General features: G+C 69.0%; 10 protein-coding genes. 5 read left to right on the plus strand and 5 right to left on the minus strand.

Annotated features, from left to right (window positions below):
• The first annotated feature begins 16 nt into the window (after positions 1-16).
• Entirely contained in the window at positions 17-1,417 is a 1,401-nt protein-coding gene (locus VES41_RS09570; protein ID WP_324816040.1) for a CoA transferase, read from the plus strand.
• Between the two features lie 30 nt (positions 1,418-1,447).
• Here the strand turns inward: VES41_RS09570 and VES41_RS09575 are convergent, their stop codons facing one another.
• From VES41_RS09575 to VES41_RS09590, 4 genes are all read right to left on the minus strand, one after another.
• The gene (locus VES41_RS09575; RefSeq protein ID WP_324816042.1) at positions 1,448-2,224 is read right to left on the minus strand and encodes a TIGR04325 family methyltransferase; all 777 of its coding nucleotides are present in this window, start codon (positions 2,222-2,224) and stop codon (positions 1,448-1,450) included.
• A 237-nt stretch (positions 2,225-2,461) separates the two neighbouring features.
• Entirely contained in the window at positions 2,462-4,588 is a 2,127-nt protein-coding gene (locus VES41_RS09580) for an AsmA family protein (RefSeq protein ID WP_324816045.1), read from the minus strand.
• Between the two features lie 118 nt (positions 4,589-4,706).
• The gene (locus tag VES41_RS09585) at positions 4,707-5,921 is read right to left on the minus strand and encodes a transporter substrate-binding domain-containing protein (protein WP_324816047.1); all 1,215 of its coding nucleotides are present in this window, start codon (positions 5,919-5,921) and stop codon (positions 4,707-4,709) included.
• Between the two features lie 24 nt (positions 5,922-5,945).
• Positions 5,946-6,884: a LysR family transcriptional regulator gene (locus VES41_RS09590; protein ID WP_324816049.1), complete on the minus strand. Its 939-nt coding sequence runs from the start codon at positions 6,882-6,884 to the stop codon at positions 5,946-5,948.
• Between the two features lie 141 nt (positions 6,885-7,025).
• Here VES41_RS09590 and VES41_RS09595 point away from each other — a divergent pair, with 141 nt between their 5' ends.
• The 4 genes from VES41_RS09595 (at position 7,026) to mmsB (ending at position 11,935) form a co-directional block, all read left to right on the plus strand.
• Positions 7,026-8,549: a CoA-acylating methylmalonate-semialdehyde dehydrogenase gene (locus VES41_RS09595; RefSeq protein WP_324816052.1), complete on the plus strand. Its 1,524-nt coding sequence runs from the start codon at positions 7,026-7,028 to the stop codon at positions 8,547-8,549.
• A gap of 120 nt (positions 8,550-8,669) precedes the next feature.
• Positions 8,670-9,824: an acyl-CoA dehydrogenase family protein gene (locus VES41_RS09600; protein ID WP_324816055.1), complete on the plus strand. Its 1,155-nt coding sequence runs from the start codon at positions 8,670-8,672 to the stop codon at positions 9,822-9,824.
• A gap of 43 nt (positions 9,825-9,867) precedes the next feature.
• Positions 9,868-10,983, plus strand: a complete 1,116-nt coding sequence (locus VES41_RS09605; protein ID WP_324816057.1) for an enoyl-CoA hydratase/isomerase family protein — start codon at positions 9,868-9,870, stop codon at positions 10,981-10,983.
• A 49-nt stretch (positions 10,984-11,032) separates the two neighbouring features.
• On the plus strand, positions 11,033-11,935 hold the full coding sequence (gene mmsB / locus VES41_RS09610; protein WP_324816060.1) for a 3-hydroxyisobutyrate dehydrogenase: 903 nt from the start codon (positions 11,033-11,035) through the stop codon (positions 11,933-11,935).
• Between the two features lie 35 nt (positions 11,936-11,970).
• On the opposite strand, the gene VES41_RS09615 is transcribed toward mmsB, so the two are convergent.
• Entirely contained in the window at positions 11,971-12,399 is a 429-nt protein-coding gene (locus VES41_RS09615) for a hypothetical protein (protein WP_324816062.1), read from the minus strand.
• Positions 12,400-12,438: the final 39 nt, after the last annotated feature.

The following is a 12,438-nucleotide window of genomic DNA, read 5'->3' on the forward strand; positions in this document are numbered from 1 at the left end:
GCGTAGAAAGCCGGACATGAACCTCACGACCCCACGCGACGCGCTTTCTTCGCTCTGGCAGTTGGCGGGATTGCCCGCCGATGCCCTGGACTTCGTCGACCTGACCGGAGCGGAGCCGGTGCTGCCTTCGTTCTTCGCGGTCGGCACAGCCGCGCAAAGCACCATCGCAGCGGCCGCGCTGGCTGCCTGCGAACTCGGCCATGCGCGCGGCACCCCGCGCCAGCGGGTGGCGGTCGACATGCTCGCCGCGGCGGTGGAATGCACGGGCTGGTTCAGCCTGGACGGCGAGCCACCGCAATTGTGGGATCCGTTCTCGGGGCTGTACCGGTGCGCCGACGGGCATGTGCGTGTCCACGCCAACTTCGCGCATCACCGCGATGGGGCGCTGCGCCTGCTCGGACTCGACCCGGCAACCGCCCGCCGGGAGGACGCGCAGGACGCGCTGCTGCGCTGGCGCGCGCTCGACTTCGAGGACGCCGCTGCCGACGCCGGCCTGGTGGCGACGGCGCTGCGAACCTTCGATGCGTGGGACGCCACGCCGCAGGGGCGGTCGCTCGCCGGCCAGCCGCTGTTGACGATCGAACGCATCGACGATGGCGCACCTCCGATGGCCTTGCCGCCGTTGGGCGCCGACGATCAGCCGCTCGCGGGCATCCGCGTGCTCGAACTCACCCGCATCCTGGCCGGCCCGGTCGGCGGCAAGGCGCTGGCCGCCTACGGTGGCGACGTGATGCTGGTCAACGCACCGCACCTGCCGAACATCGCGGCCATTGCCGATACGAGCCGCGGCAAGCGGTCGGCGCAGGTCGACCTGCGCGGTGAAGCCGGCCGTGCCGAGCTGAGTCGCCTGGTGGCCGGCGCGCACGTCTTCATCCAGGGCTACCGTCCCGGCGCGATTGCGGCCCGGGGCTTCGGCCCGCAGGCGCTCGCGCGCATCCGGCCCGGCATCGTGGCGGTCTCGCTCAGCGCCTATGGCACGCAGGGGCCGTGGGCCGGGCGGCGCGGCTTCGACTCACTGGTCCAGACAGCCATGGGCTTCAACCACGAGGAAGGCCAGGCGTTCGGCGGCGACGATGCCCAGCCACGCCCCATGCCCATGCAGATCCTGGACGAGGCGAGCGGCTACCTGATCGCCTTCGGCGCCGCCGCCGCGCTGTGGCGCCAGCAGCGCGAGGGCGGCAGCTGGCACGTGCAGGTGTCGCTGGCGCAGACCGGCCAATGGCTGCGTCGGCTCGGGCGTGTCGCCGAGGGGCCGAAGGCGGTTGCCCCGGCGTCGCTGGCGCCGTGGCTCGAGACGTCCGACTCCGGCTTCGGCGCGCTGTGCGCCATCCGCCACAGCGCGCAACTGGCACGGACGGCGGCGCGCTACGCACGCCCGTCCATGCCGCCGGGCAGCCATCCGCCGCTATGGGAGTGAGGGTCGTGCGCCGGTTGGCGTCGTCCGGCGTTAGCGCGCCGGCTGCGCGTCGAAGCACATGCCGCCGTAGTAGGGCAGGTCGCCACCGTCGACGAACGGCACGGTGATCGGCTTGCCCTCGTTGATCCATGCATCGCGGCGCCGGTAGCCGGCCGCGACGAGGTCGCGCTGGATCTCCTCCTGGTGCTGGATGCGGTACGGACAGATGCCGAAGCCAATGCTGTTGTGCGTGAAGATGGTGCGCTCGCCGTGCATCGCCGTGGTGTTGAGCAGGACGCGCCGCGGCTTGTGCGGCAGGCCCCCGAGAATCTCGGCCAGCGTCGTCGGCAGGTATTGCAGCGCACCGGAGATGAACAGAACGTCCGTTCCGTCCGCCTCGCGCCAGTCGGTGCCGAATCGCAACTGGTTGCCGGCATCCCGTTCGGCAGCAAGGACGCGGCCGGTCTCTACCACCCCGGGCAGGTCGCATACCTGCCAGGTCAGTTGCGCGGGAAAGTCGATCACGCGCCGGAAGGCGTAGTACTTGATGCCCACGTGCCCGCCCAGGTCGAAGATCCGGTGCATGCCCTTCTGCACGGCATCGCCGATCCAGAACAGCGCCGGATAGTCCCAGTTGTAGATCTGGTGGCTGTACAGCGTCTTCGCCCCCTCGGCGTTGTCGTAGCCGGCCGCGTGCGAGGCAGGCACCTGGCTGCGCGCGTGCTCGAAGCTGTCGAACGAGCCCATGAACAGGTTTTCCTCGCGATTCGCCATGAACCGCTTCTCGTAGGCTGACTTTTCACGGGCTGACTGCAGGCTGGCGAACATGAATGCTCCTGGGCAATGACGAGGTGGGAGGGCGGCATGGTCGATGGCACATCGCCTCGCCGGTCGTGATCGCCGAGAATGTAAGCGCATGTAGTCAAAAGGTTCAATACGCCAATGGGCATGGGCCGCATCGGCGGGGCGAACTCGGGCGCGGCGCCGGACATCGACGTCGCGGCGGCGCCACGCCGGCCGGCGCGAGGGCGGCGGCCGGAGGCAGCCGGACATGGCCGGCGCGTCCTAGCGGTTCTGCGGCGCCTGTTCCTGGGCGGACTTGGCGCTGCTCGGCGCCTTGGCTTTCGGCGCCTGCGCCTTGCCCGCTGCCGCGCGCAGCAGGTCGCGGCAGCCGACGGTGTCCGGCTCTTCACCGACATCGAGGCTGGTCAGTGGCAGCAGGGCGGTGATGGGCGCAGCCGCGAACAGGGCGGCAGCGGCCCCGAGCTTGAGCGCCACGGTGGGCTTGTCGATGCTCACGTTGGGGTTGGCGAAGTTGCCTCGAACGTGCAGCGGGGCACGCAGCGACAGCAGGCGCAGTTGCTTGTTGCGCGGCACCATGTCCATCGACAGCGCCTCGGACTTGAGGTTGACCGTTCCAGTGACCTCCACGCGAGTCTCGCTGGTGTCGAGCACGAAGGCGCGGGTGGTCATGAGACCGTCCTTGACGTCGAAGCGCGCCGCCAGGCAATTGAGCTGGACCTGCTCGTCGCCGAACAGTTGGGTCATGATGACGTTGCCGATGTTCAGCCCCATCGCCTCGAGCACCAGCTTGCTGAAGGTGCCCTGGCCGATCAGGGCGCGGACCTCGCCGTCGGCGTCGCCCAGCAGCGTCGAGATGTCGTTGCCCTTGCCGGACAGCGCGACGCTGCCGTTGAGCGTGCCAAGGCTGGCATGCGTGCTCTCGAGCTTGGGAAACAGCTTTGCGATCTTCAGGGCCTTGATTCGCATGCGCGTGTCGGCGGCGATCGTGCCGCTGCTGGCGTCGAGCTTGATGTCCGACCCGAGCGTGCCGCCCGCCACGCCGAAATTGAGCGGAGTCAGCGAGAGCACTCGGTTGTCGAGCTTGAGGGCCGCATGCAGCGAATTGATGGGCAAGTCCTCGTCGGCCACGATGCGATCGGCGTCGAAGACGACGTCGGCGTCCATCGCGCCCCAGCTCTTGGTGTCGAAGTCCGCGACCGGTAGCACGCGGTCCCCGGGCTGCCTTTCCTTCTTTTCCTCGAACTCCGACTGACTGGCGGCCGGCCCCGCGCCGATCAGCGGACCGAGGTCTTCGAACCGGAGCAGCTTGGAGTGCACCTTGCCGCGCAGCATCGGGCGCGTGGGGCGCAAGAGGTATTGAAGGGTGCCGGCGATGTCGCTGCGGCCGACCTGTCCTGTGAACTCGCGGTAGGTCCAGCTCTTGTTGCCCTCTTCCAGGCGGCCGATGAGGCGGCCCTGCGTCTTGTAGGGCGGCGTCTTGGGCAGCGTCACGCCGGTCAGGTTGTACAGGTCGGCCATGCTCTGGCCGGCCAGGGACACCTTCAGGTCGAGGCCTGCGAGCGACGTGGGCTGCAGCAAGGTGCCCTCGACTTCGGCGCGGGTGCGTCCCGCGCGCACCTTCGCCTGGATCGGGAAAGGGTGCTCGTTGTTGCGCAGGTCGAGCACGGCGCCGGCGCGACCCTCGCCTTCGAGGGTGGCGCGCTGGTACTTGCCCTTGAGTGTCCAGCGCACGCCATACGGCCCGCCGTCCTGCGGCTCGATGCTGTCGACGGCGACGGTGAGGTCGATCTTGAGCGGCTCGTCGATGTAGTGCAGGCCGCCCTTCTTGAGGACCAGGCGGTCGAGTTCGAGCCGCCAGGGCATGGCATTGTCTGCAGGCTCCTTGCTTTCGGGGCGGTCGAAGGTCCAGTTGTTGCGCCCATCGGCGAGGCGCTCGAGAACCACCTGCGGCCCGTCGAGCTCCAACTCCGTGATGCGCACCGTGTGCTGCATCAGCGGCAGCGGATTGAGGGAGACGCTCAAGGTGCTCAGGCGGGCCATCTCCTCGCCCGTCTTGCTCCAGTCGGCGTTGCTGAAACGCAGGTCGTGCGCGGTCAGTTGCGGCCACGGCACCCAGGCGCGCCAGCCGCCCTGATCGGCGCCGCCGCGATGCCATTCGAGTTCGAGGTTGCCGTCGATGTGCAGCGTGCGCCCTGTTTCCTTGGCCACGCGCTGCTCGATCCACGGGCGCGCCCTGTTCCAGTCGAAGGTGGCGGCAAAGACCGCGAGACCGCCGACCAGCACGACGATCACCAGCAGCGTCCAGCCGACAACCCGGCGCCAACTCCGCGTGCGCCTGGATGCGGCCGGTGGCGTGTCAGCGCTGGGGGCGGATGTGGGTGGGTTCATGGGCAGGCGGGAGCCACGCTCCCTGGATGTCTCGCTGTCATGCTGGCCGATGTGCCATCGGCAGTCTGTAGGACTTGTGCGCGCGGCCGCCGCAGCGTTCTGCGACGGCCGATGGACGTCAACTGCCCGGCCCGCGCCCCACGTACGCCTCGCGCAGGGCGGGCCACTCGTTGCCGTTCACCACGCCGAGGATCGCTTCGTTGACGGGTTCGCGGTAGGCGCTGCCGCTGCGCAGGGCAAAGGCGTAAGACTGGTTGTCGAAGGTGCCCGGCAGGATGTGCAGCTTGCCGTCCCTGCGCTGCATATTGCGGTATTGGAGGATCGGCAGGTCGTACACGACCGCGTCGGCGGTGCCGCCGCGGACCGCGTCGAGCGCCTTGCCGACACTGTCGAACACGGTCCGCCGGATCTGCGCATCGCGCAGATAGGTCTCGCCGGCGGTTCCGGAGACGGTGGCCACATTGGCGCGGTGCAGGTCGGCCTGACCCTGGATGTCGCCGCTGAGGCTGTTGACGGTGATGGCGCTGGTGACTGCCGCAATGAACGTGGACGTGACGACCAGCGCGGTGAACATCCAGACGATGGCCAGGAGCCGGCCGGCCAGGGTGACCGGCGCCCGGTCGCCGTAGCCGACGGTGGTCATCGTGACGGCGGCCCACCAGAAGCCGTTGCCCAGGCCTGTGCGTGCGTCCGGTGGAAACTGCTCGGCATTGCGCCGGCGCTCGGCCAGCCACACCAGGGCGCCCACCACCAGCAGCATGGCGGCCAGTCCGGCCATGAGCAACAGGAATTTCGGCGACAGCAGTTGCCCGATGGCGGACCAGACCCCGCCGCGCGCGTCGGCCGGCACGGCGATGGCCAGCCCCGTCTGGTAGTAGGGATGGGTGAAGTCGATCACCGCCTCGCGTTCGGCCGTCATGGTCAGAGCGCCCACCACGAGGTCGAGCTGGTTGTTGCGCAGTGCCGGCAGCAATTCGCGAAACGGCATGGGCACCCATTCGAAGCGATAGCCGAGCTGCTTTGCGATGCGGCTCCAGAGATCCACCGCGATGCCGCGCCATTGACCGTCCGGCTGACGGATGACGAATGGCGGCACCTCGCTCACGCCGACCCGCAGGACCTTGTCCGTGTCGGTTGCGTCTGCCGTTGCCGCAGCGGACGGTGCCGTCGCCGGCGGCGGCGTGGCGGCCGCCACGCTGGTGCCCGCCGCGAGCAGCATGGCGGCGGCGCACCACGCGGCGCGCCAGGCGCGCCACATGCGCTGGCCCGCGGGCGGACGCTGGCGCATGGAGCCGCGGCCTGCGATGCAAGTGGTGATTGTCGTTGTCTGCATTTGCACTCCCTTCTTGTTGTCTGCCTATGCCTGTGAATGGTCCCGCAACGACGCGCCGGGCCCGGCCGTGGCCTCGGGCAGGAGCAGCGCGCGCTGCCGGTCGACGGTGTCGCGCACGAAGTTCCACACCGCCTGCATGCGCGGCAGTTGCCTGGCTTCCGCCGGCATCGATATCCAGAACGTCCGGGTGAAGCTGGCGTGCTCCGGCAGCAGGCGCGCCAGCCGCGGGTCCGGCCCGGCCAGGAAGGCCGGCAGCACGGCGATGCCCGCGCCGGCGGCGACCGCCTGGTGCTGCGCCAGGATGCTGGTGCTGCGCAGCGCAAAGGTGTCCGGGCGGTAGAGCTCGTCGAGGTATTGCAGCTCCTTGGAGAACAGCAGGTCGTCCACGTAGCTGACGAAGGTGTGGCCGCGCAGGTCCTCGCGCATGGCAATGGGAGGGTGCGAGGCCAGGTACGCGTGCGATGCGTACAGGTGCAGGGCGTAGTCGCACAGCCTGCTCATCAGCACCGGCCCGCGCGCGGGGCGCTCCAGCGAGATGACGATGTCCGCCTCGCGACGCGACAGGTGCACCAGCCGGGGCATGGCCAGCAGGTCGATCACGAGCTTCGGGTGCGCCTTGGCGAATTGCGCCAACTGGGGCGCGAGCATCATGGTGCCGAAGCCCTCCGTGGTGCCGATGCGCACGAGGCCCGACAGCCCGGCATCGGGCGCCGGCGGCGCCGCGCTCTCGACGGCGCGGAAGGCGCCTTCCATCGCCTCGACCTGCGGCTGAAGGCGGCGGCCTGCCTCGGTCAGCCGGTGGCCCCCGGACTCGCGCGAGAACAGCGCGGTGTCCATTTCCTTTTCCAGCGCCTGGATGCGCCGGGCCACTGTCGTGTGGTCGACGCCCAGCCGCCGTGCGGCGCTCACCAGCGTGCCGGCGCGGGCGAGCTCGAGAAAGTAGCGCAGATTGTCCCAGTCCATGCCTGATCGATTTGCAAATTTGCAGATCAATGATGCACGTTTGGGGCTTGTTATGGCAAATCTGCAAAGCTAGGATCAAGTGCAACCGTGCAATCGCACACGGTCGCGGCTCGTCACTCAACCCTATCCGGAGACACTCACATGGACGCCACCACCACCCCGAAGGCGCAGGTCGCCACCGTCAAGCTGCTCATCGACGGCAAGTTCGTCGAATCGAAGACCACCGAGTGGCGCGACATCGTCAACCCGGCCACGCAGGAGGTTCTGGCACGCGTGCCCTTCGCCACCGCGGACGAGGTGGATGCGGCGGTGGCCAGCGCCAAGGAGGCCTTCAAGACCTGGCGCAAGACGGCCATTGGCGCGCGCGCCCGCATCTTCCTGAAGTACCAGCAGCTCATCCGCGAGAACATGGCCGAGCTGGCCGCGCTGCTGACGGCCGAACAGGGCAAGACACTGCCCGATGCCGAAGGCGACGTGTTCCGCGGGCTCGAGGTGGTGGAGCACGCGGCAGGCATCGGCAATCTGCAGCTGGGCGAGCTGGCCAACAACGTCGCCGGGGGTGTCGACACCTACTCCGTGCTGCAGCCGCTGGGCGTGTGCGCCGGCATCACGCCGTTCAACTTTCCGGCCATGATTCCGCTGTGGATGTTCCCGATGGCCATCGCCTGCGGAAACACCTTCGTGCTCAAGCCGAGCGAGCAGGATCCGATGGTGACCATGCGGCTGTGCGAACTGGCGCTGCAGGCCGGCATTCCGCCCGGCGTGCTGAACGTGGTGCACGGCGGCGAGAACGTGGTCAACGCCATCTGCGATCACCGCGACATCAAGGCCATCAGCTTCGTCGGCTCCACCAAGGTGGGCACCCTCGTCTACAACCGCGCGAGCCTGGCCGGCAAGCGGGTGCAATGCATGATGGGCGCGAAGAACCACGCCATCGTGATGCCCGACGCCAACAAGGAGCAGACGCTCAACGCCCTGGCCGGCGCGGCATTCGGCGCGGCCGGGCAGCGCTGCATGGCGGTGTCGGTGGCGGTGCTGGTGGGCGAGGCGCGCAACTGGGTGCCGGACCTGGTGGCCAAGGCGAAGACGCTCAAGGTCGGCGCGGGCGTGGACAAGGGCGTGGATGTCGGGCCGCTCGTGTCTTGCGCGGCGCACGAGCGCGTGACGGGCTTCATCGACCGCGGCGTGGGCGAAGGCGCGACGCTGGTGCTCGACGGCCGCAAGCCTGCCGTACCGGGCTTCGAGAAGGGCAATTTCGTGGGGCCCACGATCTTCGCGGACGTGAAGCCCGGCATGTCGATCTACCAGCAGGAGATCTTCGGCCCGGTGCTGTGCCTGGTGGGCGCGGACCACATCGACGAGGCGATCGAGCTGATCAACGCCAATCCGAACGGCAACGGCACGGCGATCTTCACGCAGTCGGGCGCGGCGGCGCGCAAGTTCCAGGAGGACATCGACGTGGGACAGGTCGGGATCAACGTGCCGATCCCCGTGCCGGTGCCGATGTTCTCGTTCACCGGATCGCGCGCTTCCAAGCTCGGCGACCTGGGCCCGTACGGCAAGCAGGTGGTGCTGTTCTACACGCAGACCAAGACGGTGACGGCGCGCTGGTTCGACGATTCGACCGTGTCGCACGGGGTGAACACCACCATCAGCCTGAAGTGACCGACAGGGCCCTGTCGAGGCGGCGTACGGGCCAGGGCCTGTGCGGGCCCGGCACCGCCGGCGTGTGAGTCCGCTGCCCCCGTTCCCCGCCGCGCGGGCGCCACGCAACAATCGACGACCATGAACTTCGAACTGACAGAAGACCAGCGCGCCTTCGCCGACACGGCAAGGGCCTTCGCGCAGCAGGAATTCGCCCCCCATGCCGCGCGTTGGGATGCCGAGGCGATCTTTCCCAGGGAAGCCATAGCCAAGGCTGGCGAACTGGGCTTCTGCGGCCTGTACGCGCCCGAGAAGATCGGCGGCCTGGCGTTGCCGCGGCTGGACGCCGCCCTGGTGTTCGAGGAAATGGCGGCGGTCGATCCGTCGACCACCGCTTTCATCACCATCCACAACATGGCCACCTGGATGCTCGGCACGTGGGGCACCGACACCGTCTGCCGGCAATGGGGCGAGGACCTGACCGTCGGCCGCAAGCTCGCCTCTTACTGCCTGACCGAGCCGGGCGCGGGCTCCGACGCCGGCTCGCTCAAGACCCGCGCCGAGCTGCAAGGCGGCGAATACGTCATCAACGGCGGCAAGGCCTTCATCTCCGGCGCCGGCTCGACCGACGTGCTGGTGCTCATGGCACGCACGGGCGCGGGTGGGGCGGGCGGCGTTTCCGCCTTTGCCGTGCCGGCCGATGCGGCGGGCATCAGCTACGGCAAGAAGGAGCACAAGATGGGCTGGAACAGCCAGCCCACGCGCACCATCGCCTTCGACAACGTGCGCGTGCCCGCGTCGCACCTGTTGGGCGCTGAAGGAGAGGGCTTCAAGATCGCCATGAAAGGGCTGGACGGCGGGCGCATCAACATTGCCACGTGCTCGGTCGGCGCGGCCCAGGGCGCGCTCGATGCCGCGCGGCGCTACCTGCACGAGCGCCAGCAGTTCGGCAAGCCGCTGGCCAGCTTCCAGGCACTGCAGTTCAAGCTCGCCGACATGGCCACGGAACTCGTCGCCGCGCGCCAGATGGTGCGCCTGGCCGCCAGCAGGCTCGATGCCGGCCACCCGGATGCCAGCACCTATTGCGCCATGGCCAAGCGCTTCGCCACCGACGCCGGCTTCGCCGTGTGCAACGACGCGCTCCAGCTGCACGGCGGCTACGGGTATCTCGGCGAGTTCCCGCTGGAGCGCCTGGTGCGCGACACCCGCGTGCACCAGATCCTGGAAGGCACCAACGAGATCATGCGCGTGATCGTCTCGCGCAAGCTGCTCGAAGGCGACGCCGACATCCGCTGAAGTAGGCTTCGTGCTTTCCGCTCGAATTCCGCAGTCCAGACTCATGACCGAACCCGTCGTCCTTTTCGAAGAAGTTCCCACCGCCAGCGGCCACCGCTTCGGCATTGCCACCCTCAACGCGCCGGCCGCGCTCAACGCCCTTTCGGTCGACATGGTGCGCCTGCTGCTGCCGCGCCTTGCCGCCTGGCAGGCGGATGCCGGCGTCGTGGGCGTCATGCTTCAGGCGGCGGGCGAGAAGGCCTTCTGCGCCGGCGGCGACCTGCGGCAGCTGTACGCGACGCTGCGCGAATGCGGCGCCGGCCGCAACACCTACGCCGAGGACTTCTTCCGCGAGGAATACGAGCTCGACTACCTGATCCACACCTATGCCAAGCCGCTGATGTGCTGGGGCCACGGCATCGTCATGGGCGGCGGCGTCGGGCTCATGGCAGGCTGCACCCATCGCGTGGTGACCGAGGGCAGCCGCGTGGCCATGCCCGAAATCAACATCGGCCTGTACCCGGATGTCGGCGGCAGCTGGTTCCTTCGGCGCATGCCGGGGCGCACCGGCCTGTTCCTGGCACTGACCGCGGCCCAGGTGAACGCCGCCGACGCCATCTTCTGCGGCCTGGCCGACCACTTCGTGGCGCAGTCGGGCAAGGCGCAGGTGATGGATGCCATCGCCGCCGCCCGCTGGACGGGCGAGGGCAGCGCCGATCGTGCCGAGCTCTCGCGCGTGCTGGCGCGCGCACAGGAGGGCGCCACGCTGCCCGCATCCAAGGTGCGCGAGCATTTCGACACCATCAATGCACTGATGGCCGGCGAGAGCCTGCTGGATATTGCGCGCCGCCTGCGCGAGTTCGAGGGCGATGACGCCTGGCTGCAGGGCGCGTCGAAGGCCTTTTCCAAGGGCGCGCCCTCGTCGGCCGCCGTTACCTTCGCGCTGTGGCAACGCGTGCTGCACATGTCGTTGGCCGAGGTGTTCCGCCTGGAATACCGGGCCTCGCTGGGCTTTTGCGCGCACCACGACTTCGCCGAAGGCATTCGCGCCGTGCTGATCGACAAGGATCGCAACCCGCAGTGGCAGCCGGCGCGCCTGGAAGACGTCACGCCCGAGTTCGTCGCCGACCACCTGCGCCCGCGCGGCGAGATGCCGGCGCAGCTGGTCGCGCTGTCGTAGGGCCGGCGCACGCGACCCCAACCCATCACATCCACGGAGACAACGAACCATGAGCAAGATCGCCTTCATCGGCCTGGGGAACATGGGCGGCCCGATGGCCCTGAACCTGCACAAGGCCGGCCACGCGGTGGCAGCCTTCGACCTGTCCGCAGCCGCGTGCCAGAAGCTGGCAGGCGAAGGCGTTCGCATCGCCGCCTCGGCCGACGCGGCGGTGGACGGCGCCGAGATCGTCATCAGCATGCTGCCGGCCAGCCAGCACGTCGAGGCGCTGTTCCTCGGCGGTGACGGGCGTGAAGGCCTGCTGGCGCACATCGCGGCCGGCACTCTGGTGATCGACAGCAGCACCATCGCCGCGGCGACCTCCCGCAAAGTCGCAAAGGCGGCCGCAGGCCGGGGCATCGCCATGATCGACGCGCCCGTGTCCGGCGGCACCGGCGGTGCGATCGCCGGCACGCTGACCTTCATGGTGGGAGGCGAGGCGGCCGATCTGGAACGGGCGCGACCCGTGCTGGAGAAGATGGGCGCCAACATTTTCCACGCCGGTGGCGCCGGCGCCGGCCAGACCGCCAAGATCTGCAACAACATGCTGCTTGGCGTGCTGATGATCGGCACCAGCGAGGCGCTTGCGCTGGGCGTGGCCAACGGCCTGGACCCCAAGGTGCTGTCGGAGATCATGCGGCGCAGCTCGGGCGGCAACTGGGCGCTCGAGAAGTACAACCCGATGCCGGGCGTGATGGACGCCGCGCCGGCGTCCAAGGGCTACGCAGGCGGCTTCGGCACCGACCTCATGCTCAAGGACCTGGGCCTGGCCCAGGAGAATGCGACGGCGGTCAAGGCCGCCACGCCGCTGGGCGGCATGGCCCGCAACCTGTACGCGGCGCACAGCCTGGCGGGCCACGGCGGCCTGGATTTCTCGAGCATCCTTCGGCTGGTGCAAGGCAAGGGCGGCTGAAGGCCGCGGCGTCGCGACCCGGTCGCGGCGCCGGCCTATTCGACCCCATTGACGATGAGCACCTGCCCGTCGGCCTGCTGCAGGACCAGTTGGCTGCCGCGGCGCGCGAAGGCCGAGCACCGCTCTTCGCTCGGCAGCTTGTTCCAACGCGCGCAATAACTGCCCGGGCCGGTGACGCGCCAGCGTCCGACATCGTTGAACCCACCGGACGCGACGGAGCGCCCATCCTTCTCCAGGCGAAGCTGGACGTTGATGCCGCGCGGATTCGTCAGGCTCACCGACTTGTCGACGATGCTCGACTGGAATTCCTGTTCCGAGATGGGCTCGGCCTGTGCGGCAGGTGGCGCCGGGGTGGCCTGCTGCGCGGCGGCGCTGGCCAGGGACAGGGCCAGGCTCCAGGCGAGCGCTGGTCGCGCACGGCCGAGCCGACCGGGCGCGCCGCAGGACGTATGCATGTTCGGCATGTTCATGACTCCTTGGTGTGCACGGCACAGAGTGTTGGC

The organism is Variovorax sp. (genome assembly GCF_035634955.1).
GTDB lineage: Bacteria > Pseudomonadota > Gammaproteobacteria > Burkholderiales > Burkholderiaceae_C > Variovorax.

What these genes read in the sequence shown, in the direction of transcription:
- VES41_RS09570 (WP_324816040.1), top strand. Translation starts at nt 17, where the DNA reads ATGAACCTCACGACCCCACGCGACGCGCTTTCTTCGCTCTGGCAGTTG.
- VES41_RS09575 (WP_324816042.1), bottom strand. Translation starts at nt 2,224, where the DNA reads ATGTTCGCCAGCCTGCAGTCAGCCCGTGAAAAGTCAGCCTACGAGAAG.
- VES41_RS09580 (WP_324816045.1), bottom strand. Translation starts at nt 4,588, where the DNA reads ATGAACCCACCCACATCCGCCCCCAGCGCTGACACGCCACCGGCCGCA.
- VES41_RS09585 (WP_324816047.1), bottom strand. Translation starts at nt 5,921, where the DNA reads ATGCAGACAACGACAATCACCACTTGCATCGCAGGCCGCGGCTCCATG.
- VES41_RS09590 (WP_324816049.1), bottom strand. Translation starts at nt 6,884, where the DNA reads ATGGACTGGGACAATCTGCGCTACTTTCTCGAGCTCGCCCGCGCCGGC.
- VES41_RS09595 (WP_324816052.1), top strand. Translation starts at nt 7,026, where the DNA reads ATGGACGCCACCACCACCCCGAAGGCGCAGGTCGCCACCGTCAAGCTG.
- VES41_RS09600 (WP_324816055.1), top strand. Translation starts at nt 8,670, where the DNA reads ATGAACTTCGAACTGACAGAAGACCAGCGCGCCTTCGCCGACACGGCA.
- VES41_RS09605 (WP_324816057.1), top strand. Translation starts at nt 9,868, where the DNA reads ATGACCGAACCCGTCGTCCTTTTCGAAGAAGTTCCCACCGCCAGCGGC.
- mmsB (WP_324816060.1), top strand. Translation starts at nt 11,033, where the DNA reads ATGAGCAAGATCGCCTTCATCGGCCTGGGGAACATGGGCGGCCCGATG.
- VES41_RS09615 (WP_324816062.1), bottom strand. Translation starts at nt 12,399, where the DNA reads ATGCCGAACATGCATACGTCCTGCGGCGCGCCCGGTCGGCTCGGCCGT.